The 26,561-nt window shown below is 40.6% G+C and carries 24 protein-coding genes; 8 read left to right on the forward strand and 16 right to left on the reverse strand.

All coding sequences use genetic code 11. The annotated features are described in order from the left end of the window. Positions 1-15: 15 nt before the first annotated feature. Both ACM0OY_RS14855 and ACM0OY_RS14860 read right to left on the reverse strand, forming a co-directional pair. Positions 16-1,080 carry a vWA domain-containing protein gene (locus ACM0OY_RS14855; protein WP_414569609.1) on the reverse strand — a complete coding sequence of 355 codons (1,065 nt, stop codon included), beginning with the start codon at positions 1,078-1,080 and terminating at the stop codon, positions 16-18. A gap of 35 nt (positions 1,081-1,115) precedes the next feature. Then, entirely contained in the window at positions 1,116-2,063 is a 948-nt protein-coding gene (locus ACM0OY_RS14860) for a vWA domain-containing protein (RefSeq protein WP_414569610.1), read from the reverse strand. A 621-nt stretch (positions 2,064-2,684) separates the two neighbouring features. Here ACM0OY_RS14860 and ACM0OY_RS14865 point away from each other — a divergent pair. Continuing rightward, positions 2,685-3,266, forward strand: a complete 582-nt coding sequence (locus ACM0OY_RS14865) for a thioredoxin family protein (protein ID WP_414569611.1) — start codon at positions 2,685-2,687, stop codon at positions 3,264-3,266. A gap of 117 nt (positions 3,267-3,383) precedes the next feature. On the opposite strand, the gene ACM0OY_RS14870 is transcribed toward ACM0OY_RS14865, so the two are convergent. The 5 genes from ACM0OY_RS14870 to ACM0OY_RS14890 form a co-directional block, all read right to left on the reverse strand. Next, entirely contained in the window at positions 3,384-3,896 is a 513-nt protein-coding gene (locus ACM0OY_RS14870; RefSeq protein WP_414569612.1) for a hypothetical protein, read from the reverse strand. Positions 3,897-4,545: 649 nt separating this feature from the next. Beyond that, the gene (locus ACM0OY_RS14875; protein ID WP_414569613.1) at positions 4,546-6,306 is read right to left on the reverse strand and encodes an iron uptake porin; all 1,761 of its coding nucleotides are present in this window, start codon (positions 6,304-6,306) and stop codon (positions 4,546-4,548) included. A gap of 693 nt (positions 6,307-6,999) precedes the next feature. Beyond that, positions 7,000-7,290, reverse strand: coding sequence for an Asp-tRNA(Asn)/Glu-tRNA(Gln) amidotransferase subunit GatC (gene gatC / locus ACM0OY_RS14880; protein WP_414569614.1), 291 nt, complete (start codon positions 7,288-7,290; stop codon positions 7,000-7,002). 128 nt (positions 7,291-7,418) lie between these two features. Further along, positions 7,419-7,940 (reverse strand): photosystem I assembly protein Ycf3, encoded by a 522-nt coding sequence (locus ACM0OY_RS14885; RefSeq protein WP_414569615.1) that lies wholly within the window; start codon positions 7,938-7,940, stop codon positions 7,419-7,421. Positions 7,941-8,019: 79 nt separating this feature from the next. Continuing rightward, positions 8,020-8,697 (reverse strand): SOS response-associated peptidase, encoded by a 678-nt coding sequence (locus ACM0OY_RS14890; RefSeq protein WP_414569616.1) that lies wholly within the window; start codon positions 8,695-8,697, stop codon positions 8,020-8,022. 199 nt (positions 8,698-8,896) lie between these two features. Between ACM0OY_RS14890 and ACM0OY_RS14895 the strand changes: the two genes are divergently transcribed. After that, positions 8,897-9,526, forward strand: coding sequence for a glutathione S-transferase family protein (locus tag ACM0OY_RS14895; protein ID WP_414569617.1), 630 nt, complete (start codon positions 8,897-8,899; stop codon positions 9,524-9,526). A 111-nt stretch (positions 9,527-9,637) separates the two neighbouring features. Here ACM0OY_RS14895 and ACM0OY_RS14900 read toward each other — a convergent pair whose 3' ends face one another. The 4 genes from ACM0OY_RS14900 to ACM0OY_RS14915 all read right to left on the reverse strand — a co-directional run bounded on the left by ACM0OY_RS14900 (position 9,638) and on the right by ACM0OY_RS14915 (position 11,901). Next, positions 9,638-9,865, reverse strand: coding sequence for a DUF167 domain-containing protein (locus tag ACM0OY_RS14900; protein WP_414569618.1), 228 nt, complete (start codon positions 9,863-9,865; stop codon positions 9,638-9,640). Beyond that, entirely contained in the window at positions 9,837-10,259 is a 423-nt protein-coding gene (locus ACM0OY_RS14905) for a DUF2809 domain-containing protein (protein ID WP_414569619.1), read from the reverse strand. The genes ACM0OY_RS14900 and ACM0OY_RS14905 overlap by 29 nt, the downstream gene beginning before the upstream one ends. A 184-nt stretch (positions 10,260-10,443) precedes the next feature. Beyond that, positions 10,444-10,995 carry a DUF2231 domain-containing protein gene (locus ACM0OY_RS14910; RefSeq protein WP_414569620.1) on the reverse strand — a complete coding sequence of 184 codons (552 nt, stop codon included), beginning with the start codon at positions 10,993-10,995 and terminating at the stop codon, positions 10,444-10,446. Between the two features lie 165 nt (positions 10,996-11,160). Further along, complete coding sequence (locus ACM0OY_RS14915) at positions 11,161-11,901, reverse strand: DUF2993 domain-containing protein (protein ID WP_414569621.1); 741 nt, start codon at positions 11,899-11,901, stop codon at positions 11,161-11,163. A 232-nt stretch (positions 11,902-12,133) separates the two neighbouring features. Here ACM0OY_RS14915 and ACM0OY_RS14920 point away from each other — a divergent pair, with 232 nt between their 5' ends. After that, positions 12,134-13,432 carry a chloride channel protein gene (locus ACM0OY_RS14920; RefSeq protein ID WP_414569622.1) on the forward strand — a complete coding sequence of 433 codons (1,299 nt, stop codon included), beginning with the start codon at positions 12,134-12,136 and terminating at the stop codon, positions 13,430-13,432. Positions 13,433-13,470: 38 nt separating this feature from the next. Here the strand turns inward: ACM0OY_RS14920 and ACM0OY_RS14925 are convergent, their stop codons facing one another. The 4 genes from ACM0OY_RS14925 to ACM0OY_RS14940 form a co-directional block, all read right to left on the reverse strand. Beyond that, the gene (locus ACM0OY_RS14925; protein WP_414569623.1) at positions 13,471-14,001 is read right to left on the reverse strand and encodes an SH3 domain-containing protein; all 531 of its coding nucleotides are present in this window, start codon (positions 13,999-14,001) and stop codon (positions 13,471-13,473) included. Between the two features lie 112 nt (positions 14,002-14,113). Then, a complete protein-coding gene (locus ACM0OY_RS14930) occupies positions 14,114-14,752 on the reverse strand; it encodes an SMI1/KNR4 family protein (protein ID WP_414569624.1) in 639 nt (212 codons plus the stop codon). Between the two features lie 128 nt (positions 14,753-14,880). After that, complete coding sequence (locus ACM0OY_RS14935; protein WP_414569625.1) at positions 14,881-15,456, reverse strand: Uma2 family endonuclease; 576 nt, start codon at positions 15,454-15,456, stop codon at positions 14,881-14,883. A gap of 175 nt (positions 15,457-15,631) precedes the next feature. Further along, positions 15,632-16,648, reverse strand: coding sequence for a ribose-phosphate pyrophosphokinase (locus ACM0OY_RS14940; RefSeq protein WP_414569626.1), 1,017 nt, complete (start codon positions 16,646-16,648; stop codon positions 15,632-15,634). A 655-nt stretch (positions 16,649-17,303) separates the two neighbouring features. Here ACM0OY_RS14940 and ACM0OY_RS14945 point away from each other — a divergent pair. From ACM0OY_RS14945 to ACM0OY_RS14960, 4 genes are all read left to right on the forward strand, one after another. Further along, positions 17,304-19,046, forward strand: coding sequence for a protein kinase domain-containing protein (locus tag ACM0OY_RS14945; protein WP_414569627.1), 1,743 nt, complete (start codon positions 17,304-17,306; stop codon positions 19,044-19,046). 332 nt (positions 19,047-19,378) lie between these two features. Then, on the forward strand, positions 19,379-20,053 hold the full coding sequence (gene bioD, locus ACM0OY_RS14950; RefSeq protein WP_414569628.1) for a dethiobiotin synthase: 675 nt from the start codon (positions 19,379-19,381) through the stop codon (positions 20,051-20,053). A 796-nt stretch (positions 20,054-20,849) separates the two neighbouring features. Then, entirely contained in the window at positions 20,850-22,109 is a 1,260-nt protein-coding gene (locus ACM0OY_RS14955; protein ID WP_414569629.1) for a M20 family metallopeptidase, read from the forward strand. A gap of 493 nt (positions 22,110-22,602) precedes the next feature. Next, positions 22,603-22,986 (forward strand): beta-lactamase hydrolase domain-containing protein, encoded by a 384-nt coding sequence (locus tag ACM0OY_RS14960; protein ID WP_414569630.1) that lies wholly within the window; start codon positions 22,603-22,605, stop codon positions 22,984-22,986. A 281-nt stretch (positions 22,987-23,267) separates the two neighbouring features. On the opposite strand, the gene ACM0OY_RS14965 is transcribed toward ACM0OY_RS14960, so the two are convergent. Next, a complete protein-coding gene (locus tag ACM0OY_RS14965) occupies positions 23,268-23,507 on the reverse strand; it encodes a HetP family heterocyst commitment protein (RefSeq protein WP_414569631.1) in 240 nt (79 codons plus the stop codon). Between the two features lie 567 nt (positions 23,508-24,074). Between ACM0OY_RS14965 and ACM0OY_RS14970 the strand changes: the two genes are divergently transcribed. Further along, positions 24,075-26,486 (forward strand): sucrose synthase, encoded by a 2,412-nt coding sequence (locus ACM0OY_RS14970; RefSeq protein ID WP_414569632.1) that lies wholly within the window; start codon positions 24,075-24,077, stop codon positions 26,484-26,486. The last annotated feature ends 75 nt before the right edge of the window (positions 26,487-26,561 follow it).

Here is a 26,561-nt window from a genome sequence, read left to right on the forward strand (position 1 = left end):
ATTACCTTCCTACTTTTAAACTTTAGGGAGAACTATCGATTGACGAATCCTTTGACCGTAGACTTCTATTTCAAACCATTGAGACTGGGGAGGCATAGATATAGATACTTTTGCTGGTAATCCATCTGTGTATTTTTTAATCACATTTCCAGCAGAATCATAAATAGTACCAATTGGTGCTACTATTTGATTTTCATCGACTACCTCGGCAAAAATTTGCACTAATGATGCCATTTCTTTGGCTATTTTATAATCCCAAATATCAACATCGGTGTCGGTATTAAAATCGTCTAATTCTTCTAATTGACTCTTGTCAATTTGATCCCCTACTCCTATCAAAACGAATTTAACTGGATGACGCTTACCAGATGCAATATCTTTTGCCAGTTGGGTTGTATATTGTTTAACTGCTTCCAAATCATAAACGCGACCATCGGTAATGAAAATAAACATACCTCGCTTCGCATCTACAAACCGTTCCGTAAAGTATTTAACCGCAGGGGCAAGTATAGTGCTGTTGCCAAAATTAATGCTTTTCGGCCCAATAACATCAAGGGTACGACATTCAGCCTCGGAAAAGTCTCCTAAAACTTCAATTTCTGAACCAAAACCACATGCCCAATAAATAACTGTAGTACCACCATGAGCATCTAAATTCTCTGCCAAATAGGCTATAAATTGTTGAGCAAGAGGTTGTACGATATTTGGGCTTTGACGCAGATATCCTCTTTGAATAGCATCTTCATAGGCTGCTTTTTGAAAGGATTTAACACGCCTTCCTTCTTCAATTCGAGATTCTAACCAACCCTTTTTTTCGTATTCTTCACTGACATCAGGGGGAATTTTTCCTTCTAACTTTCGCCCATAAAAGTCCTTCATAGATGCACTCGCATCCAAGGCAACGCCTGTTTGCCAGCCTTCAGCTTCTTCTCCTTGGGGTTCCATCAGAATCGTGAACAAAATTTGCAGTTCTTGACCTGTATTGCGAACATTCACTTCTCCAAACTCTTTAGCAACCATACTGCTAGGTAGTTGGTGGCTTTTTTGTTCGTTTGATGAATCAGAGTTATGTCTAGGCATACTTTATCTACTCCTTGGACTGTCATTCACCTAATTTATGGTTGTGATAGTGCTTCTGAAATGTCTTGAGTGATGCTTCCTCCAGTAAATTCCAAGGTGAAGGCAGTTGAGCCAGCAGGCAGAGTAAATTTGAGTAAGGCGGGAACCCCATCAGCATAATCACGGCAAAGTTTTCCTGCTTGGTTAAATATCCGCCCAGAACCCAGAACAATCATGTCTTCGGAAACAAGTTCTTTAAAGACTTGTTCTAGTTTGTTCATATCATTGGCTAATTGATGATCCCAAAGGTCAATATTTAGTCCTGTGCTATCTTTGATCGGATTATTTTCAAACATATCGTCGAGTTCATTCATTTGTCCTTCATCTACTTCATCACCGATACCGATGAGGAACAATTTGATAAATGGTTTTTGTGCTTGGGCGATTTCTTGAGCATACTGAATGCAGTATTGTTTCACTGCTGGTAAATCTTCAATAATTCCATCAGTAACAAAGACAGACATCGCAGCGGGTTGTTTGACTCCCAGTGCTGGAGCATTTTTGAATTTATCAATAAAATGTTGCAATGGTGGCAATAATTTAGTACCTGTTCCCCATTTTTTGGGGCCTTTAACTACCATGTTGTTGATATTTTGGCTGTCAAATTCTCCTAATTCTTCTATTGCTGCTCCACCTGGACTGCAAGCCCAATAAATTAAATCAACTTTGCCATTGGAGGAAAAGTTGGATAAAAAATCCACCATTGTGCGAGCAACTGGTTCAACAAAGTTGAGACTACTAGCTGCTTGAGCAAAAGCCCCACCAACGATACCGCTAACTCCATACATTTTTTTCATTGATGCCGAACCATCCAGGGCTAAACCCATTCGCACTCCCTCAAGATCGGGAACAGTGAGAATTGTGGCAACAATGTTCAATTCAGCGTTTTTTTGCTTGTAGACATTCACTTCACCAAATGGCTCAACTACATTTTCTAACTGCATATCAGAATGCCTCCTGGATTGTTGAAATTAATTACATTCCCTACTTGGACAATTCCTGAATCATTAGCGATCGCTTTGACATTTGCTCGACAATAATCTTTAATACTCTCCCAGCTTTAATTTGGGGAAGTTTGTCTTCAAAAACTACGCAAAACAGTTGCTGTACCTGCTTTTTAGTAGATAAGATTAATGAAGTTTAGTATAATACATGTTCTTTTTTTTACTATGATCTTATTTATGTTTTAATAATTCAATTAAGATTAATTAATTACTAAAATATTTAGTTAATAAATAAAAATTTTTATTGACAATTAAGGGAGTAAATGTAGTAACAGACCAAAAAGTTTTCCAGAATCCTTACTAGCCTTTAATTTATCCTGGGGAATATAATCCGCCAAAATCAGCTTTTACTCTGCCGCTCATTTACTTTTGTTTTAGGTAGACTTAAGAGCGAGGGCAAGTAGTTGCGATCGCTAGCACGAAAAACAACGGCTGAAAGCCTTAATATTTAGTCAAATTTCAAAATTTTCCCGTATCTTAAATTTATGGAAAATTTTAATGATATGTTGAAAACATACTGATAACAAAAGCATTTATCAGGGTAAAAATATCGGGTTAAATATGGCTTTAACAGCTTCAACAATGTTGCCATTAGGCACCAAAGCACCAGATTTTAATCTACCGGAAGTTGTATCTGGAAAGGCAACTTCACTTGCTACATTTGCAGATAAAAAAGCGCTGTTGGTAATGTTCATTTGTCGGCATTGCCCATTTGTCAAGCATGTGCAACAACAATTAGTGCAGTTAGGAAAAGATTATTTTACAAGTGATTTAGCGATCGTTGCTATCAGCGCTAACGATGCGAAGAATTATCCAGATGATGCGCCAGAGTCCTTAAAAGCATTTGCCACAGAACAAGGATTTACTTTTACGTTATGCTACGACGAAAGCCAGGAAACGGCAAAAGCTTACACAGCTGCTTGCACACCAGATTTTTTTCTATTTGATGGCTCCCGCCAACTTGTTTATCGGGGACAATTAGATGATAGTCGTCCTAGTAATGGTAAACCTGTAACAGGTGCAGATTTACGTGCAGCTATTGAAGCAGTGTTAGCGGATAAACCTGTTGCGACTGAGCAAAAGCCGAGTGTTGGTTGCAACATTAAATGGAAACCTGGAAACCAACCCAGTTATTTTGGTTGAAAGGGGGACATTGGGAGTGTTGACTGTTGACTATTGACTGAGGAGTTACGAGTTAGGAATTCTGTCCTCTACGCCTCTATTCCCAGTCGCTACTCCCCAGCCCCCAGTTCCCAGATATCAGTGCTTAATTTCCAAATTCAGGATGTAGCGTCCTAATTGGATTTTTTCTGCCCACAACTCATATTCCAGTCGCAAATGCTCTGGTAAAGGATGTGCGTTGAGAGCTAGACTACTAGTAAAATTTCGTAAACGAATCGGATCGTTAGATTGCAACGACTCAGTTGGCAACCAATAACGACTTATACCATAAACACCCTGTTCCCAGAAGTGACGATAACTCACTTGGGCGTTACCTTGCATAGTCATAATTACCCGATATGGGGAAATCTCCAACCACAAAATTCTGGGACTGCTAGGAGCATAGGCTTTGCTCTTATTTTGAGGAGAAGCGTCCTCTGGACTGAGGACACTCTCGACTTCGCAAGTAATTAGGGGCGGTGCAGTCAACAGTAAATGAAACCGGTCAGTATCTTTTTGATACAATGTGCCGGCAGTTTCAACAACAGACCAGATTGGTAGGTCAGTAGAAATAATTGATAAGCACACGGGTTTGCGGTGATGGGTCAGCATGGGAGCGATAAGGGCTAAAAGCTATTGAACAAAATGAAATGAACACTAGGAGTCTAATGGTCAGGGTAAGAAACTAAATAGTAAAACAGGCTTAATATTAACTGAATTCGCTGGTTGGCTAAGCTACACAAATTGAGATAGCAACAGGTAGGATGCAAGCTGAGACAGCAAAAATAGCGGTTTTTCTAGAGAGAGCTAATTTGTAATTAAAGCTTGTAAATATTCTAAAGCTATAGACCCAAAACAGTGGCAGTCTTTAGTAGATGCAAAAAAACCTTCTTGGGCGGACTTACCGTAGATTTGAGTAAGTTTCATACAAGAAAAAGCGTAGGATACTAGGGAGGAAGCACCAGCGGCAAATCAACTCGCTGACGAACTTTTGGTGTATTCAAAAGCCAGTGTATCCTACTCTTGGCTTCAGTTATAACCGTAGAAATTCCAGAAGACCTTTCTCTTTAGTTTGAGGGGGGTGGGTAGATGGGGGGATGAAGAGATGGGGAAGTGCGGAGAGTGTGGGGAGATGGCTTCGCCAAGGGAAAAGGGAAAAGGAGGGAAGGGATCTTTCTTTTCCCCTTTGCCCCTTGCCCTTTGCCCCTTGCCCCATACTTCGGCTACGCTCAGTACAAGTGCCCCATGCCCAATAGCCGTACTAGAAAGTCAAAGTGGTACGAAGTACGCCTACAACTGCTGTGTCGTTGGCGCTAAATCCTTCGGGGTTGAATAGCCAAAATACCCCAGGGGTAATACTGATATTGTCATTAACCCTGTAGTTAAAGAAAGTTTCTAAATGATAAGGAGTCGTATCTTCAAGACGGATAGCAATTCCGCCGGTAGACTGTCGATAAAGCGGCTGTCCGAAAATCACTGCGGCTGCGTTTCCTTTACCGAAGATGTCTCTAACATGCAACCCGGCTGACCAGCTACTAAAGGTTGTAGAAGCATTTACATTTGACAAATTGGCGAAAAGCAAAGCACCCGATATTGACAAAGATGTTTGAGGTGTAAATCGCCAGGTTGCTGTCGCACCAACAGAATCAACGTTGATAGGCTCGTTGAGAATTGCTAATGTGGCATTACCACCCACCTGTCCCAGCTGTGCTGCGTTGGGAGCAAACCGAATTGAAGCAATATCAGCGCTACTCAGACCTGTACCCAAAATGTTGATTTCGTGGTAACTGTGTGCATAGTTGATTCCAATATCCAGATTTGAAATTGGTTTTAAGGTAAGTTGTGCTGCAAGTGCTCCTGTGCCGCTAAAGAAACCTCCCCCCAAAGGTGTGTTCAAAAGACCGAGATCTTGGGGCAAGGGTGATGTACCGTTACCATATATAACTCCAAGTCCTACTTGTTTTGAAGGATTCCACAAAAAACCAGCGCCTGCAAGTAAACCACTCCCAGAAGTACCCCCAGTAATTCGTACAGCAGCGTTGTAGCCTGCAAATCGAGAAATTGCTCCTTGGCTATCGCTGGCGTAGGGGGTGATGGCAGGAAACACATCTGTAATCTCTGCATTTGTGGCGGCAAATACGGCAAATTGTTGGGACAAGGGTAAGACATACGCTAGCTTGTAAAGACTAACTGAATTGACTCCGCCATCAGCTTGCAATGTCTGAGGACTAAAACCAGGAAATTCTGGCTCAAAGCTTAACTTAGTTGAACCTGCACCCAACAAACTCGAATTTGGCAATAATTGTCCTTGAATCGTGCCCCGACTATAAAGTGAATCAGTAGCTCTAAAGTTATAAGCTTGGAGTCCAATAATTAATAAGTCAGTGCCGTTAAAGCTACTGGTGAGATTTAGCCTCACACGATTATTAAAGACAACATTGGCATCTTCACTACCTGGTTCTCCACCTGTGGCTGCTGCTAAAGATAAAATCGCTTCACCATTAAGTTTAGTGGTGGTAGAAAACTGTTGCTTTTCTAGGGTAGCTGTGCGACCTTCTAAAGCATCTACACGGCCCCGTAATGTTGCTAGTTCTGCTGCAAATTCTTCTTGGAGTTTTTGCAGAGTTACTAAATCTTCTTTAGTAACTAAATCACCAGTAGTGGAAGCAATCCTTTCGTTGATTCTGTCTAGGCAAGCATTCAAACCAGCAGCAAATTCGTAACGAGTTAATGCACGATTTCCTCTGTATGTGCTGTCAGGATATCCGGCAATGCAACCATAACGTTCTACTACAGATTGTAATGCCTGAAAAGCCCAGTCTGTTGGTTTAACATCAGATAATCGAGATACAGAGTTTACTTGACCAATGGCATCAGTTTTTGGGGATTGATTATCAATACTAAAATTAGGCTGCGTCTCAGCAGGATTGGCAAGTGTAGGATATACTTCCAGTGAAATTGAACCTGTAACTAAGCACAATAAACTGGCTCTCGCAATGGATCTTAATTGCTCGTGATTCATATTTATTCCTCACACACAAATACAACATCTACTTATTTTTGTGACAACCAATAGCTTTTTAAAATGTTTGAGTCACGAGAGCGTTGTATTCATAAATTGAATTTGTTTGCTGTGAAATTGTTGTGACAATGAGTGCCCTACTAGCATTAGGAACCCAATACTGCTCGCTTTGTGCATTTTTAACTCGGCATTGGATTTGGGTAAAAGGTTAATGGTTCGACAAGCTCACCAACCGGGTAAAGGTTAAAGGTTTTTTCTTTCCCCCTTTCCCCTTCCCCTTTTCCCCTTAACCGACAAGTATTGATTAGGAACCCAACAAGCAAACGAAATATGTATGAATCACGTTTCTGTGCTAATAGTTTGCTAGTTAAACATGTCAATCCCTAGTGTCAGAATTGCTCTGTACAGGATTCACATAATTAATAGCCAAACCAACACATTGGCTCATACAAATCCAAGTTGATATAGAGCTATAAAATTAATCTTCAAAAATTAGGTGGCAAAAAGGAAACACCTAACTGCTTGTGAAAAATAATTTCATAACTCTATTAATTTACTTAGACACTATTGGTGTGTCGTAGATTTCAGTATTTGTACTTTATCACGGCGATTTTGGCAAGATCAACGTTTTTTTGCGATCGCTGAATAATATTAACTTATACACCAGGACTCAGAAATCAGAATAGCTTTAGACTATTCAGCGTTGAGGATTTTTGGTACTTTGAAAAATTCGCCTTCTTGTTCGGGGGCGCTGTTGAGGATGCTTTCACGGTCAGGATAGGGTTGCAACTCATCTTCTCGCGTAACATTACTTACATCTATTGCCCGTGTTGTTGGAGGCACATCACTAACATCGAGTTCATTGAGTTGTTGAATATAATCGAGAATGCTTCCCAATTGATTGGTAAATTGTTCTTCTTCTTCCGGAGTTAACTCTAAACGAGCAAGATTAGCTACTTTGTGGACTTGTTCTTGGTCAATCATAAATTGTTATTGGGCATGGGGCACTTGTACTGAGCGTAGCCGAAGTATGGGGCATGGGGCATTGATTATTAGTCATTGGGCATTTGCAAAGGACTAATGACTAATGACCAATGACTAATGACTAATGACTAGAAGAATACGTCAATTTGCGATCGCCCTGTGGTTTTCAACCAGTTTTGGGCTTCAATGTAGTTATTGGGAGCCATACGAATAGCTCGAATCCAATAGTCTGCGGCTTGGTCAAACAGTGCTTCGCCACCGTCGTTATCTCCAGCTTCTTTGGCTTTTTCGCCTTGGTAGTGATAAATCACAGCGATGTTGTTCAAAGCTTGGGGTAGGCGTGGGTTTAACTCAATTGCTTGGTGATACAGTTCTAAAGCTTTGTTGTGGTCGCCGTTGCTGGCATAGATTAGCCCCATATTGTAGAGAATATAGCCGCGATCGTTGGTATCTTCCTCTAGTGTTAGAGCTTCTTCATAATATTCCAATGCCTCAGCATATTCTCCTTCTGCTTGGGCTGACATGCCATCTCGATAATACACAAAGGCTTCTTTAGCTTTTTTGTTGGCTGGCAGGATCTTCAGGATGATATCCGCCATCACTGTAAAGGATTTGTCAACAAAGTTATCGTTTTTTTGCGTTCTTGGCATACTTGTCTCTGGGTATTGGGAACTGGGGGTTACGAAAACTCTTCTCTAGTCCATAGTATACAGTCCTAGTCCCCAGTCCCTAGTCTCCACTAATCGGCGTGATGCATTCCGGGCTATTGTGCCGAGAGTTGTTTACTATGGTACTGACTGGATAGGCAGTCATGGCTGGGGCTGGATAGGGACGCAATAGCTGTTGTAGGGTTTGGGGCGTTTGCACTTGGGAATCTAGCCATAAATCGTAATCTTGCGACTCTAGAATCACTGGCATCCGCTCATGGATGGGTTGGAGTAATTCGTTAGCTGATGTTGTCAAAATTGTACAAGAAATTATTTCCTCCTTGGCAGGCGAGTGCCATCTCTCCCACAAACCTGCAAAAGCGAAGGGTTTTCCATCTTGGAGACGAAAATAAAATGGCTGCTTCTTGCCTTGTTGACGTTGCCATTCATAAAAGCCATCAGCTAGCACTAAACAGCGTCGATGCTTAAAAGCTGACCGAAAAGCAGGTTTTTCGGCAACGGTTTCCGCCCTGGCGTTGATCAATTTTGCCCCCATTCCGGGATCTTTTGCCCATGAGGGAATTAATCCCCAATGCAACTGCTGAAATTCACGCTTTTTGCTTTCAGAATTTTGTAACACCGTAGCTACTTTTTGCGTAGGTGCAATGTTATATTCGGCTGCTAAATCCGGAAGTTGTTGAACATCGAAAGTTTTAGCTAGAGCTTCTAGTGACTGGTTTAGAGTAAATCTTCCACACATACTTTTATTCCCGACTGCTAACTAAATTAAACATCTCAATGTTGAAATAAATAATACTTTTTTTATTTTTGGGGATGATTTTATCTGAACGAGCAAGAAGTTAAATATAAAAGAAATTATCCGGTTTTTGTAAAATATTTTGGTAAGATATTGTATTTTGAACCCTTAGTTATCAACACATTCATTACTGTATTTTAGCATGGAACTACTGCGTTTGTACGATTTTTTACCTTCTGGTAATGCTTATAAGATACGTCTTTTATTGACACAACTAGGTATGCCTTTTGAGAGGGTAGAGGTTAATATCTTAAAAGGCGAGACTCGAACACCAGAATTTTTAAGCAAAAATCCCAACGGCAAGATTCCAGTTCTGGAAATTGAGCCAGGAAAATATCTGGCAGAGTCAAATGCTATCTTGGTTTATCTAAGTGAAGGTACAGAATTTTTACCCTATGATCGCTTTTTGCGATCGCAAGTCCTCCAATGGTTATTTTTTGAACAGTATAGCCATCAACCTTTTATTGCCCCATCAAGATTTTGGATTTCTATTTTAGGTAAAGCTGAAGAATATAGTGAAGCTTTAAAGCAAAAACGCGAACCAGGTTATGCAGCACTTAACTTGATGGAAAAACACTTAACTTATGAAACTTTTTTTGTAGGAGAACGTTACACCATCGCTGACATAGCTTTGTTCGCTTATACTCATGTAGCTGATGAAGGAGGATTTGATTTAACACAATTTCCTGCTATCCAAGCTTGGATAAAAAGAGTCAAAGCTCAGCCCAGGTATATTACTATTAACGATATACCCAAAGATATAGAATTTTAAAAATTCTATTTTACAAGCCTGTGCCTCTCGATTTCTGGTCGCATCCAGTGATACATAACATTACATGAAGTTTTACCAAGCAGTGAATCGGTAAAGATAAAATAGTCAGCACTAGATAGCCATGTCAATTTCAATCAGCTTTTGTCGAGAGGACAAACCAGACTTAATTGTGATATCAGATTTGGCTACACCAAATTTCTCTGCTAGAAGCTCAATTAACTCTTCATTAGCCTTGCCATCAACTGGGGGCGATTTTAAATATACAATCAGGCTATTATCAGCTTGTTCTAATATTTTTTGCTGTTTAGAGTTAGGTTTTACCTTGACTTTTTTTTGCATAACCAATTTTTTGTAATTGTTGCAGCCAGAACCAACCTAAAATACAACCCAATAGGTAATGAGGAAAATCCCACCAAACAAAGGTAGTACCAAGTAACAATTTACCTATGAAGGTGGCGCGAATCTCGTCTAATAGTGGCAAATGCCAAAGTTGCAAAAATTCTATTATACAGGTGATGACAAAAACCCATATCGGAATTTGGATTACCGCTGTTCGACTTCTAAAAAACCAAAATCCAAACAGACACCAAAATATTTCGTAAAGTATATCTCCTCCGTAGTCATTAAACCACTTATAGCCAGGACCAGTGTAATACTTAAAGAAAAAACCCATCGGTACAACGATGAGTATAGAAAGAACAATATATATTGTTTGATTTTGATTCCGGCGCATTTTTTGAAACTTCAGAAGACTAAGCAAAATTTTAGCCTTTGTAGAAGGGACTGGGTACTGGGGATTGGGGACTGGGGATTAGGGACTAGGGCTGTATAGTATGAGTTGGAGAAGATATCTACTAAATAGCCAAAAACTTTATTAAATCTACTGAAACATACCCAATCGCCAGTCCCTTCCGTGATTATGGATATCTTCGACTGCCGGCACCGACTACACCGATTTTGTGGCGATAAGAGAGTTCAGCACCGAACCAACCGGAAGCGCTAGTCAATGTACCAACAATCAAGGAGAGAACCAATCCCCAAGGTAGTATTCGGGCTTCAGGGTCGCCCAAACGTAGGAGGAAGTTGAAGAGTGTTAAAACCAGGATAGAAACGTTAAGTATCAAGTGCACCCAACCGGCAGTACGCTTGCGGACTCGTTCGATTTTCAAAAAGTCACTCAGACCGATTGCAGCTGCAATCAAACCTCCAGCTAATCCGAGTCCGATTAGCCATATCGAAGCCCTAGCCCAGAAGAAATCACGAGTTAACCAGTAGCCGAAATCGGTTCCCAAAGCTAAGGCTAAAAAGGCGATGGGGAAAATCACACTCAAGGGGTGTAAGGGATGCCCGGCGATCGCAACAGTGCTAGGTACGCCAGGATCGCGATAATCACTATCGTTACTTTCAATAACTGGTGGGATGTTTGGAAAAGGTGTTGAATTTGCTTGAGTTGTTTCTGTAGTTTCCATTATTAGTGTCCTGAATTTATTGCAAATAAAGGGTTTAATACCCCTACGTCTACAGGGGATTTAAGCCCGGTCTGAAACTGTCTTTAATGCGTGAATTTTGTTAGCGCAGCTAAGCCGTGTCTGCGAGCGTTATTTTGAATTTTGAATTGTTATGAGTGTCTATTTCTAACCAGAAGGAATTTGTTCTACATAAGCTTGGGCTTGCAGGGTTAGTTTACCTACTTCTACTTTTAGTTGATTAACTTGCAGGTTCATCCCCTCCAAATCAAAGTTACTCAAATTCAAAATTTCGCTGGTTTGATCTATCAAAGCTTTTGTCAAATCTGGCGATATTTCTTCACTTTCACCATACTCAACATTTTCCAGAGAAACACTTTTTCCATTAGCACTGATTGAAGGTACTGCTGAAAAGGCAACTTGCTGATTGTCGCCTGTTTCTACTAATTTGACGCTGGCATTTAGCGCTACTTTTCCATCACCAGGTAGTCGAAAGTCTACATGTTGAGGTTCAATAGTCGTCTGTTGTCCGTTAACGCTTATTTTTTGATTTTGTAATTGCGATCGCACATATTCAGAGTTGAAGGCGCGATTGATATCAGCTTCCGTTAAAACAACTCGTGTATTAGCTTCAGTAGGTTTTGTCAGTTCAATTTTGCCAAAAGCTACACTCAGAGGATTGATGGCAACACTAGTCATTTGCATTTCAAGTTCCTCCATCCGGAGGTCTTTCTGCATTACTAAACCTTCGCCTTCAATTGTGACTGCATCTACTTGTCCCTGAACCACTTTCAGTGGATCGGTTTTGATATTAACATCTAAATTTTCTACTTCATCTAACTGGCTAGATAATCCTATTTCTGCCGCTTTATTCAGCGCCTGTTCTCCTAATCCAGGATTGTCTGGCATTATCAAATTAACTCCTACTTGAAATATCATCTCCTTGAGTCAATTTAATAAATTGGCATCAAAAATTTATCTATCTGGCGATGTAGTAAAGTTATAAATGCTGTCTATCTAAAAGTATAACGATATAATTTTTAATATTTTTTTGTGTTTCTACCTTTTGAACTCAGGTTACATTACTATAATAAATGTCAAAAATCTGTGACATTTAATTTTTTCAGTTAGGAAATCAGCAGTGCTACCAAATAACCGTACTCCTATAAACCAAACTCAACGCTGGAAGTTTTTACAACTTTTTGGACTGGTAAGACGTAATCCTCTTTTCATTTCACGGTGGGTTTTACGCTGGGTAGTAGTGGGGACAGTTTGTGGTCTATTTGCTAGTTTGTACTGGAATATTCTGGAACTGATGACTCACCAACTCGAAAGATTTGGGGGTGTGAGTCTGCTAATAGTTATGCCTATAGCTGGATTAATTGTTGGTTTGGTAATTCATTTTTTAGGCAATCCTGGGGAAATTGCCGTTATTGTCGATAATATCCATTTTCGTGGCGGACGTTTGGATGCACGAAAAAATCCGGCGATGATTCTCGCTTCTTTGGTGAGTATCGCTGCTGGGGGTAGTGCAGGGCCGGAAGCGCCATTAGTACAGGTTACAGGATCTTTTGGTACATGGATAGGCGATCGCCTCCGCCTCCAGGGCGAAGACCTCAGAACCACGAGTTTAGCAGCAATGGCGGCTGGGTTTACCGCCTTGTTTGGCGCACCATTAGGTGGGGCGATGTTTGCCCTAGAAATTCTTCACCATCAGCATATCGTCGAATACTACGAAGCTTTAATGCCAGCGATCATTTCTAGTTGCGCTAGTTACTTAGTATTTGCCTTCATCACCCGTTTGGGAATTGCCCCCACCTGGCATTTTCCCCAATACCATTTAGAGAACATCGATGATTTTGCTTTGGCTATCCTGTTCGGAATCATCGGCGCAGTTGCAGGTTGGATTTTTATGGCCATTTTTCGCGGCTGTGACAGGCTTTTTGCGATGGTTCCCGGCCCGGTTTATGTACGCACCACATTAGCAGGATTAGGCTTAGGTACTTTGGCAGCCTTCTTACCTCTAACCCGCTTTTTTGGACATGAAGAATTAGAATCAGTCCTAACTACTAATTTTCCACTTGTTTTTTTGTTAATTTTAGCCTTGGGTAAAATGGCATCCATCAGCATCACAGTTACTGGTGGGTGGCGTGGTGGTTTCATTATTCCCTTATTTTTTACTGGTGCTTGTATTGGTAAAGCAATTGCAATTTTAATTCCGGGCTTGAATCCTGCACTAGCTATGATCTGTACAATGGCAGCTATTAATGCAGCAGTGACACGCACACCCATAAGTACAACTTTGTTGCTATCAAAATTGACTAATTTTAGTCCTTTTACGCCAATCCTGTTTGCTAGTTTGATTGGGTTTTTTCTCGCACCAAAAGTTCCCTTAATAGCTTCTCAACTTAAATCACAGCAATCTGTTGAGCAAATATAAAAAATTTAAAATTATGCTTTTTGCCGAACTGCGATCGCCTAAATCTCAGGACAAGTAATAATACATCCTTGGGGCCATATCGATAGTAGATCTTCTCGCACCCAACCAATAACATTACTTGGGAACTTAATGCGATACCAACGATATTGACCCGGCTGTTTATACAAATCTTCAACCGTCACCAAATCACCTGACAGTGCGTTGTACAGAACCTTGCTTTTTAAGTTGGGAGACGAACGGACGTTAATTTTATAGCCGCGCTTCCCTGCGATGGTTGCATAACGCTTGTTGCTCACCTCAAACCTGACTAAATCGCTGCGTACCCAACCGCTTAGGGTTCCTTCCACCTTTGGTTGCACATAGTACCAGTACTCGCCATCATTACCCACCGTAATATTCAAAACCTCCACATTAGCCCCTGATGGCAAAATTTCTTCTAACGATGCGGTCAAAGATGCATCTGTTCGCAGATTACTTCTACTCGTTAAGGTCGCCGGACGAGCCATTACAGGTAATACTCCAGTGATTACTGTCCCAAAAGTCAACAATCCCACTGTCAACTTTCTCATTAAACCCATAAATTCTCCAGGAGATACCCAATTAACAAAGAATAAAATTGAACTTGCAAGCTAATTTAACTAGATACAAATATAGAAAAATCAGAGATTTTGTGAAAAAGCTTCAGCTAGTAGTTTGTTGATTTTTAACAATTTCTTTTAACTCATCTATTAAATGTCCTTGGTTAAGTGAAAATATGTCGATGCCATCATCCTGTTCGCAGGGTATTTGCAGATTTCCCTCAAATTTTGTATCTAGCAGTTTCAACAACTCTGCTAAATTAGGAGCTAGCACGTATTTATCATCTTCATCTCTACCAAAATTGATGATTTGGCCAATACATCCCTTAAAACCAGGTGCTAAATCAATGCCAATATGACACCCCCCAGAATCATCCATTAGAGGTATCCATTTCTCGTTTGCATAGACGGATTGGATAACTCCTTCTGGATTAGATGTACAAAATTCATTGAAATCTTCTATACCATCTTCAATGATTTTTTTCCAACCTAACCAACATTGCTCCACCTCATTAAGTGGTATAAATCTTAAGCCATAAAAAATGCCCAACCCTTCGTCTGACTCTCCATTGTTGATTCGATACAAAGTTTTCATATCTTCTGGGATTTCATAACCAAGTACCGTTTCCAGATGAGAAATTTCATCTTCACTTACTGGGGGGTTGAGCTTGTAATGTTCTGGAAACCACTTGCTAACTTTTTCTTTATAGCTTAACCAGTATTGGCTAACCTGATTGTTCATGTGTTTGAGATTGGCTATATATAACAAGGCGATTTACTGTTGACTGTTGACTGATAACTGCTAACCGTCAACATGAAATTTCATCCGCTTTTAGGAGTGGATGAGCTTATCTTAATGTCATTCGCGTGCTACAATAATTTTTTTAAAGGCAACATAAAACCGGGCACAATATCTTCTCCACTTAAGGTTGCTGTAGCTGGATATTGAGTAATTGAATCGTCTCGACGATAAACTAAAGCTTGCTGATTTTTGGTGTCAATTAACCATCCTAATTGAACGCCATTAGCAATATATTCTTCCATTTTGGTTTTGAGCTTTGCCAAGCTGTCATTTTTAGAACGAATTTCAATCACAAAATCCGGTGCTAAGTTAATAAATTTGTCCTCTTGCTCGTCCCAACCTTCTGGTAAACGTCCTTTAGCAACAAAAGCAGCATCAGGGCATCGCACTGCCGTATTTGCTAATCTAAAACCTGTACTTGAGCTAAAAACTTCACCTAAATCTTGACTTTCTACCCAATTCAACAGATAGGCTCCTGCTTTTATTTCTCGATTACCAGAAATTCCACCAGTTGGAGGCATAGTTTCTAAATTTCCATTAGCATTGCGTTCAAACCGCAGTTCTGGGTTTTGCGAACTCATCGACATTAATTCTTCATCAGTGACAGTGTACAAAGATTCCACTGTTACTTGTTCGCTGTTCATGATAATGTCATAGCAAGCTTAATAGACACTTCAATTTTAGACTGAGATTCCATTACTTTTTGAGAATCTGTAGCTTTCTTCTTTTGAATTCGTATAAATAAAAAATCAAGGCTGAAGAATGAAGTCTAAAAACTTCATTCTTCAGCCTCTAAAAGTAATGACAGTCTCTTATTGACTAGCGGAACATGCTGCTGACTGACGTATCTTCATGAATTCGCCAGATAGTTTCTCCTAAGAGATTAGCCACTGACAGCACCACTAGTTGTGGAAAGCGATTGCTTTCTGGTATGGGAATTGTGTTTGTGACGATGACTTCTTCAAACAAGCCACTGGATAACCGTTCCACAGCAGGTGGAGAGAACACTGCATGAGTGGCACAGGCGTATACCTGACGCGCTCCTTCTTCACGTAATAGTCGCGCTCCTTCAGCAATTGTACCGCCGGTGTCGATCATATCATCCACCAAGACTGCGGTTTTACCTTTAACATCGCCAATCACATTTAACACTTCTGCTACATTGTGTGCCTGACGACGTTTGTCAATAATTGCTAGTGGGGCATCATTGAGTTTTTTGGCAAATGCTCTGGCTCGTGCAACACCGCCAACGTCTGGGGAAACAACCACAAGGTCGGGCAGTTCTTTGCTTGCCAGATAATCTAATAATACTGGTGAACCGTAAACATGGTCGAAGGGTATGTCGAAATAGCCCTGAATTTGAGCCGAGTGCAAATCCATTGCTAGAACACGGTTGGCACCTGCTTGGACGATCAAGTTAGCAACTAGCTTGGCGGTTATTGATTCTCGTCCTGCGGTTTTGCGATCGGCGCGGGCGTAGCCATAGTAAGGAATTACAGCCGTTACTTGTCGTGCAGAAGCTCGACGACAAGCGTCAACCATAATCAATAATTCCATCAAGTGATCGTTGACGGGTTGACAACATGGCTGAATTAAATAGACATCACAACCCCGAATCGATTCTTGGATTTGAACGTAAAGTTCTCCATCCGCAAATCTTTTGCGGATCATTGGCCCCAAGTCCATGCCCAAGTAACGAGCGACTTCTTGAGAGACTTGGAGATTGGCAGAACCAGAAAACAGCCGCAGGCGATGATTATCAGTCATTCCTGTTGCAGATGCTTCCACTTTGAAAGTTGCAGAACTGAGCACAGCAGATCCTCGATGTGCATTCATAGCAATATTATCATTAGAGATTTTATAGATTTAACCAAGAAATAGCCTAAAAAAACATCTGTGAGTTTTATTGAAGCTTCAATACAAAATTTAAACATTTTTCCATAAAATTATCATTTGGTAATTGTCTAATCTTCTTGGTCAACAAACTATTGATACCTTAACTGGCATTAAGTCAAGTTAGCCCACTAGATATACTAGTGGAATTTTTTGGCTTTGCGGTAAATAACCAAAATCTCTCAAAGATTGGTGTGATAGATAGATTGTTCTAACTACCTCATTTATAACTGAGAGCAAAGCATTGACAACTTAAGTGATATTGAAATTTGTTCAGAGACAGAAGAAGGCTTGTGACTAAGTGTTTAGGGCGTATCTTATTATATTCTACGATTTTAACGGCAAATAAATAATCTGACATATTTAATTTTAAGTTCTAATTAACACAATAAAAACCGAGAATATCCGTATTTAGCGAAATTATTACGTTAACGGTTGACGGTTGACGGTTGACGGTTATCAGTCAACAGTCAACAGTCAACGAAAAAGCCGTTTTGGTAAGTTAAAATATCGCTGCATGTAACTGTCCGTTGCCACTTAGACTTAATCTTTGTCGGTGACTTACTTCTCAGTTGCCATTACACTCAATTATTGGATCATGCAATCACCCATTACAGTTGGCACTGTCTTGCAAAACCGTTACCGGATAATTCAAATTCTCGGACAGGGGGGATTTGGTAGAACCTATTTGGCAGAAGACCAGAGGCGCTTTAACGAACTTTGCGCGATCAAGGAATTGATTTCAACAGCAATGGAGGCTTCGGCTTGGGAGAAGGCACAAGAGCTTTTTCACCGAGAGGCTGCTATTTTATATCAAATCGAACACCCACAAGTGCCGAAATTCCGGGAAAGATTTGAGCAAGACCATCGCTTGTTTTTGGTGGAGGACTACGTTGCAGGTCAGACGTACCGAACTCTGTTGACCGAAAAGCAAGCTGTGGGTCAAACTTTCACTGAAGCAGAAGTATTTGGGTTAATTCAGTCTTTGTTGCCTGTTTTAGAGCATATTCATAGCCGAGGGATTATTCACCGCGATATCTCGCCAGAAAATATTATTTTGCGAGATAGCGATGGTAAGCCTGTGTTAATTGACTTTGGAGTGGTGAAAGAACTCGCAACGCGTTTACAATCGCCAGATAGCCCAATGCCAGTAACTAGTGTGGGAAAATTAGGCTACTCTCCGAGCGAACAAGTACAAACAGGAGGAGCTTACCCTAGTAGTGATTTGTATGCATTAGCGGTGAGTGCGATTGTTTTGCTGACTGGTAGGGAACCAAGAGATTTATTTGATGAAAACCAATTAACTTGGGATTGGCAGCAGTGGGTAAAAGTAAATCCACAATTTGCTCAGGTTTTGCATCGAATGTTAAATCATATTCCTAGCGATCGCTACCAAACTGCTGCTGATGTATCCCAAGCATTACAATCTTTGCAGCAACCTAGTGCCCCTAGCCCTGATTTTTCCCACTTGCAGACAATGGCTGTTGGCCGTCGCCCTGATTTGGTGTCACCAGCAGCTTCGCCAAAAAAACCTGCTCCCGTGATTCCACCAAGTCAGACTAGCTCAGTCTTGGATAATCCGTTAGCGATCGCTGCAATTGGTGGTGCTGTGGTTATCTTAGCGGGATTTGGTTCTTGGGCACTAGTAAGTTCGATTCGCAGTCAGTCAAAAGCAACACCAGAACAGACCCTTCCCCAAAATTTTCCTTCACCAGTGATTTCTGGTGGCACTACATTCACATCTACACCCACACCCACACCTACTCAAGAGCAACCTGTTATTTCTACTAAGCGTTTAAATCTGGGAGCATTTAACGCTACCACAACTGAAGGTACTCTCAAAACAAATCAAATCATCCGCTATACTTTTGTTGCCCAGCAGGGAGCCAAGTTAAGTGCATTTCTTGAGCCAGGAAGCAGTGTTTTGCTAACACTTTTAAATCCCAATCAACAACCAATTGATAATAATGCTCTGCGAGTTACATCTTATGATGGTACATTGCTCGTTCCTGGCGTATACACTATTGAGTTAACTCTGCCTCCAGAAGTTGCCGAAAGTAATTATAATCTCAATGTTGGATTACAAAAAGTTATCCAACCGATACCCACACTTACTTTTACGCCAACCCCAACGCCAACTCCCACAGAAACACCATTACCAATTCCTACAGAAACACCGCTACCAATTCCTACAGAAACACCGTTACCATTTCCCACAGAAACACCATTACCATTTCCCACACTAACTCCAACTCCAGAGACAGAAAACAATAATCCAAATAATAATCCGCCGATTGATAGCACACCCACACTAATTCCAGATCCAACAATTTCGCCCTAAAAGCCAGACAATTTTAGATTTTGGACTTTCCTGCGGAACGCTACGCGTAGCTTGCTTCCCCGGAGGGGTACGGCTACCTTCAGTCGAACGATTTTGGATTTTGGATTGACCCTAGGAATAAATTAGCTTGCTGTGTACCATCAAGGAATCATCGAGCAATGAATTTAATTGTCGAAATTGTACTAAAATGATTTATTAGTTATTAGTGTTTATTTTCTGATCGCTAATAACTACAGCAGAATTCAAAAGTAAAAAAAGCTCTGTGTTTAGCTTTCAGCTTAACTGAAATTTGCTATCAGAATGAAAAAACGTTAAGTATTTAGCAATCATTGTTGAACTCATTACTGATTACTGGAACTGATACGGAAGCTGGTAAAACTGTTTTAACCACAGCCCTAGCAGCTTATTGGCAAAAATATTACCCGCAGCATAGCTGGGGAATTATGAAACCGATTCAATCAGGGATTGGCGATCGCGAATGGTACCAAAATCTCTTCGCCCTAGAACAATCTCCGGAAGAAATTACACCTTTGTATTTTCAAGCACCTTTAGCTCCTCCCATCGCCGCAGCACGAGAAAATCGCCAAGTAGATTTAGCACTGGTGTGGAAAGCCCTGTCTAAATTGCGATCGCAGCGTGATTTTGTGTTGGTAGAAGCCTTGGGTGGCTTGGGTTCGCCAGTCACAGAAGAATTAACAGTAGCTGATTTAGCCGCAGAATGGCGTTTACCAACGGTATTGGTAGTACCTGTGAGATTAGGAGCGATCGCTAGTGCAGTGGCGAATGTAGCATTAGCTAGACAATCGCGCGTGCATCTGGTAGGTATTGTGTTGAACTGCGTACAACCGCGTTCAGATGCAGAGATAGCCGACTGGACACCACCAGAATTGATTCAATCATTAACTAACACACCAGTTTTAGGCTGCTTACCTTATGTAGACAACCCCACTGATTTAGAGAAACTTGCTCAAATAGCATCAGATTTAGATTTAGAAAGACTAATGTAAATCGCAAAAAATTCCTTTATATCTTATGACTGTAGAACTCCAGACCGAAAAAGACAAAGGAAAGGCAAGCACTAATATAAAGATAAATCAAGAAGCAGAAAACGAAAAAGTTCTATGTTCTCATTGTCAGCGCACCGCTACGAACGGTATTAAATGTAAAGGAATTTGTGTGGCTGACAATGACTATTAGGGAACTCCAAGAAATAGGGACTTCCAAATAAAAAAATAATCAATAGTTTTGGTGGGCAGCACTTCTCTACAAGACGCTGTGCGTAGCTTGCTTCTCCGTAAGAGTATGACTACGCTCAGTGACCGGGGGCAGGGGGAGCAGGGGGAGAATAAATCAGTCGTATTGGATGCAGGAATTGAGTAATTTAATTTTTGGACTTCCATAAAAACAACCGCTTGAAGTTGCTGACTGATGACTGTTGACTGTCAACAGTGCGATATTTTTGTATTTGGAAGTCCTTTAAGGTATGAAGTCCGAAATATCAATCGATGTGGCCGTTGATGCGTAAAGGCAACTCATCAAACTCACGTTAAAGTGGGAAAATAACCCAGGGCGGCCGCATCATGTCAACAAGCAAAGTCTATTCTCAATAGAACTAAAATTAATGTCATTAACTCTTGCTTATTGCGAAAATTTTAGGCGATCGCTTTGGGGCTTAAAAAATAATCAAGCGCGAAATCCTGATTTTTTCGTTGGTTTTTAACCTTCGTTGTGATCAAGAGTAATTTAGATGCGTTTGCCCTGGAAAATAACCTAAGTTAGCTCTGCTAAAACTACTTTGTCATAATGGTTTCCACTTTCCCCAACCCCTCTTCTGTTGACTTATCTCGAATTAGGCTTTCAATCCGCTCATTGCAACCACAATTGATCGAGTGGCGGCGGCGATTACATCAACAACCAGAGTTGGGTTTTCAGGAAAAACTGACTGCTGAATTTGTCTCACAAAAATTGCAAGAATGGGGAATTGAGCATCAAACCGGCATTGCTCAAACTGGTATTGTCGCCAGTATCAAAGGTAAAAAACTCCCCACAGACGCGATTAATCCCGTCTCTACCGACTCCCCACTCGCCACTGAGAAAGTTTTGGCAATTCGAGCCGATATGGATGCTTTGCCAATTCAAGAACTTAACGAAGTACCGTACAAATCGCAGCATGATGGAGTAATGCACGCTTGTGGCCATGATGGGCATACTGCGATCGCTTTAGGTACAGCTTACTATCTGCAACAGCATTGTCAAGACTTCTCTGGTACGGTGAAAATTATCTTCCAGCCAGCGGAAGAATCACCAGGAGGCGCAAAGCCAATGATTGAAGCTGGGGTACTGAAAAATCCTGATGTTGACGCAATTATCGGTTTGCACTTGTGGAATAATTTGCCCTTAGGAACTGTAGGTGTTCGCAGTGGTGCCCTGATGGCGGCCGTGGAGTGCTTTAACTGCAAAATTTTGGGCAAAGGTGGACATGGCGCACTACCTCATCAAACTGTGGATTCCGTTGTTGTTGCTGCCCAAATTGTCAATGCTTTGCAAACTATTGTTGCTCGGAATGTCAATCCTATTGATTCGGCTGTGGTGACAGTGGGTGAACTTCATGCTGGAAGCAAGCGGAATGTAATTGCTGACACAGCGAGAATGAGTGCTACTGTCAGGTATTTTAATCCGAACTTTAAAGGCTTTTTCCATCAGCGCGTTGAGCAGATTATTGCCGGAATTTGTCAGAGCCAGGGTGCGAAGTATGACTTAGATTATTGGTCACTTTATCCACCAGTAATTAATGATGTAAAAATGGCAGAGTTGGTGCGGTCTGTAGCAGAAGAAGTGGTAGAAACTCCTGTGGGAATTGTACCAGAATGCCAAACTATGGCTGCTGAAGATATGTCATTTTTCTTGGAAGAAGTCCCTGGTTGCTATTTCTTTTTGGGTTCTGCGAATCCTGAGAAAGATTTGGCTTATCCACATCATCACCCACGGTTTGATTTTGATGAGACGGCATTGGGAATGGGTGTGGAAATATTTGTCAGATGCGTGGAGAAGTTTTTTAGTTGAGTTATGGTAGTACACTATGATTCTTGAAATTATTTGCTTAGACGGGGAGTAGGGAGAGTTACTACGGTTTTGGGGTCTCCCTAACTACCGTCAAGTAGCTTCATTGTAGGGGCACACAGCTAGCTGTGTGCCCCTACTGCAAATTACACATAAAAATCATCCCATTAATCAGCAATGTCAATTTGAGTATGTGTTGTGAACCAAAGGACTTGTGTTGTGAACCAATCCTTATGCACATAATAGCCAATTGTTACAGTGCGTAAGTCCTATTAACTCCTAATATCAAGTTTGGATAATCACTTATTATTAAAATTTCTCCGCGTCTTTGCGTCCCCTTCCGCGTCAGTCCTAATGATAAGTCTTCACCCGAACATGATATAACTCCTCACTCAACAGTCAGCATTCCCAATTCCCAATTCGCTCACAACTTCCTCAAATTGTTTTCCTAAACTGCGAGTGTGGGTAACATGTCGCCAAAATTGGGATACTCCCGATGAATATTGTTAGGAAGATTAATGATGATTTAGCGATCGCTGGACAAATTACATTAGTTCAGCTCAAACAAATAGCTGATGAGGGTTATAAGTGTATACTGAACCTGCGCTTACCCGATGAAGCAGGTTTGCTGGTTGATGAACAGGAGAAAACTGAGCTTTTAGGATTGCATTATATAAACCTCCCGTTCAAAGTTGAAGACATTAATGATGGAGCTACGCTCGAGATATTTCAGAAGATTACTGACTTACCAAAACCGATTCTCATCCATTGTGATAATTCAATTCGTTCAGCCACTATAGTATTGTTATATATTGCCTTAAAACAGGGCATAGGATTTGAAAAAGCACTGCAAAAAGTTATTAGTTTAGGCTTGATTTAACTAGAATGTCTATGTGTTATGCAACTTTTATCATGCAGTTTCTTTGCTGTTTGATTAGTTCGCCGTAGAGTGCAAATTCATTCAAACAACCATTTTTAATGTTTTCAATCCTTGCCCAAAGGTAATACCAATTCAAAATTCACGCATTCAAAATTCAAAATGACGCTCGCGGACACGGCTTAGCTACGTTAACAAAATTCAAAATTAAGAAAGCCAGACATTAAAAGGGTTTGGGAGTATGTATCTGTCGCATTCTTTTTTCCAATTGGTATAATTAATAATTACGAATTTTGCCTAGTAGCAGATACAGGCGAATTGGCGACACAGCTATTTTCTTTGATTAAACGACTGTAAGTCCTTTGGGGAATAAAATGCAATGGATTGTAACCAACAAAACGTAAAATCAGTACACAAGCCCAGGAATATCGACCATCGGTAATAGCTTCGATCACCTGCTCGAATTGTTCTGGACTAATAGCTTTCTGAAAATTCTTTTGAGAAGAAGAAATTTGGTAGTTCATGGGTAACCCTGATGTGACTTACCTAAACAGTGCCGATTGATACTAATGACTCGGCAATTTGGTCTGGATTAAGCGACTTCAGCCATAAAGGAAAAGAAACTTTTGCTTTTGATTTAGATACCGCAAGGTCGTCTTGGCTAAGTGAACTCGTTAAACCAAGAATGTGCCCCACTTCAACCCACAGAGTCTTAAATCAGTCCTCAATTATTAACGAAAAGTTTATGGTGTTTTATGCCTGATTGAGAACTTATACACATATAGAATAATATGTCTTTGCGGCTACTTTAGCCAAATTGGCAGTTTTTTCCGAAAAAAGACTTATATTTCTGCATTCTTGAAGCTCATCCCATCCTTAAAAAGAGACGGGATTTCACTTTAACTGTTAAGCGTCAACAGTTAAGAGTCAACAGTCTTTATCATTTCATACCACAGCTAGAAGCAAAAGTTTTCGCATTTTATCTACACTCGAAGTCAGAATCTGCCCCACAGAACACTCGTCGTTGAAAAGTAAAGTTGTTGAGGAGAAAAGAATGAGGTTCTGAATTACTTAAATCTCTGGAATTTGCTATGTATGAATTATTTCAAGCTGTCTTGAACAGCGATGAAAAAACTGTTCTACGTCAGTTGATAGATGCGTTGAACGTCTCTGGGAAGCGTTACTTCCTGAGGAATGAGATTTTGCAAATTTTTGCAGATTACTGTCAGCAATCCCAAAAGCCAGCTTACTTTTATCACTCTTCTTCTGTGGGGAAACTCATCCAGTATACCCATGAAATAATTTTAGAGGACGAGTGTAGTTGGTTTGTTGTTCGACCAAGGATTGCTAGCCAAGAAGTTTGGCAATTGACAGATGACTTTACTAGCTTTAAGCAGATGACGCCTCAAGCGTTGCTAGATGTGAGTGATCGCTTGGTGAACCGCTACCAAGATCACATCCTAGAAATCGACCTCCATCCGTTTTATGAAGGTTCCCCCAGAATTGACGACCCGAGAAATATCGGTCAAGGTTTAGCCTTTCTTAACCGTTACCTGTGCAGTCAATTGTTGAGTGACCCCCAACATTGGCTAGAACTTTTGTATCTAGCTTTAGACAAAATTAATTACGAAGGTATTCCGCTGCTAATTGGCGATCGCATTCCTTCAGGTATACAGTTAGCTAAACAAATTAAGCTAGCCCTGAAATTCCTAAGTCAGCGATCGCCTGAGGAACCCTACGAAAAATTTTGCTCTCACCTCCAAGAACTCGGCTTTGAACCGGGTTGGGGTAACACTGTGGCGCGAGTCCGCGAAACCTTAGAACTTTTTGAGCGACTGATTTATTCTCCAGAACCAGCCATTTTAGAAACATTTGTCGCCCGTATCCCCGCTGTATTTCGCGTAGTCCTCATTTCTATACACGGCTGGGTCGGACAAGAAGATGTCTTAGGAAGAGATGAAACACTCGGTCAAGTTATTTATGTTCTCGAACAAGCCCGCAGTTTAGAAAACAAACTTCGTGAAGAAATCAAACTGGCTGGTCTCGATTATTTAGGGATTAAACCCCATGTAATTATTCTCACTCGGCTAATTCCTAACTGTGAAGGAACATGTTGTAACCTGCGCCTAGAAAAAGTTGAAGATACCGAAAACGCTTGGATATTGCGGGTTCCTTTTGCTGAATTTAATCCAGAAGTTACCAACAATTGGATTTCTAAATTTGAAATTTGGCCGTATTTAGAAACATTTGCTTCAGATGCTCAAAGAGAATTATTAGCACAATTTAAAGGTAAACCTAATCTAATCATTGGTAACTACAGCGACGGTAATTTAGTGGCTTTTCTCTTATCTCATCGTCTCAAAGTTACTCAGTGTAATATTGCTCATTCCCTAGAAAAACCTAAACATATATTTAGCAATTTATATTGGCAAGACTTAGAAGATCAATACCACTTTTCGGCACAATTTACCGCCGATTTAATTAGTATGAATGCAGCTGACTTTATCATCACATCATCTTATCAAGAAATTGTCGGCACACCCGACACCATAGGTCAGTATGAGTCATACAAGTGGTTTACTATGCCACAACTTTATCATGTAGTTGATGGGATTGATTTGTTTAGCCCTAAGTTCAACTTTGTACCACCAGGAGTAAATGAAAACATCTTCTTCCCCTACAGCCAAAAATCAGACCGAGATGCTCACCTTTGTACACAAGTTCACGAACTACTCTTTAGTAGTGAAGATGCCCAAATATTTGGTCACTTAGATAATCCTCACAAGCGACCAATTTTTGCGATTGCTACTTTCACCACAATTAAAAATCTCACTGGTTTGGTTGAATGCTTTGGTAAAAGTCAGGCGTTACAAGAACATTGCAACCTGATTTTCGTAGCTAGTAAATTGTATCCATATGAAGCTACAAATCCAGAAGAAGCAGGAGAAATCCAAAAACTACACGACATTATTAATCAATATCATCTCCATGACAAGATTCGTTGGTTGGCGATGCGTCTTCCTAGCCGCGACCTCGGTGAAGCATATCGAGTAATAGCAGATTGTCAGGGAATTTATGTGCAATTTGCCCGTTTTGAATCCTTTGGCAGGTGTATTTTGGAAGCTATGATTTCTGGCTTACCAACTTTTGCAACTCAATTTGGCGGTTCTTTAGAAATTATTGAAAATCAACAAAACGGATTTAATATTAATCCTACAGATTTAGAAGGAACAGCCAATAAAATTTTAGACTTCCTTAAAGAATGTGATACTCATCCTCAACACTGGCAGGAAGTTTCAGAATGGATGACTCAGCGAATTCATCATAGATACAATTGGCATTCACATACTAATCAAGTATTACTGCTGACGAAAATATTTAGTTTTTGGAACTTTGTTGCCCCTGAAAATAACGAAGCCAGAGATCGTTACATGGAAACTTTATTTCACCTTATCTATAAACCTAGAGCCGAAAAGATTTTAGAAAAACATATGGGTGGGTGAGAGGGATGAGGGGGATAAATGAACCTCTGAACTCCATTAATGAACCTTTGATCCTAATGCTTCAAGTTTTAACTC

The sequence above is a fragment of the Nostoc sp. CCY 9925 genome (assembly GCF_963920935.1).
In the GTDB taxonomy this organism is placed as follows: Bacteria; Cyanobacteriota; Cyanobacteriia; order Cyanobacteriales; family Nostocaceae; genus Nostoc.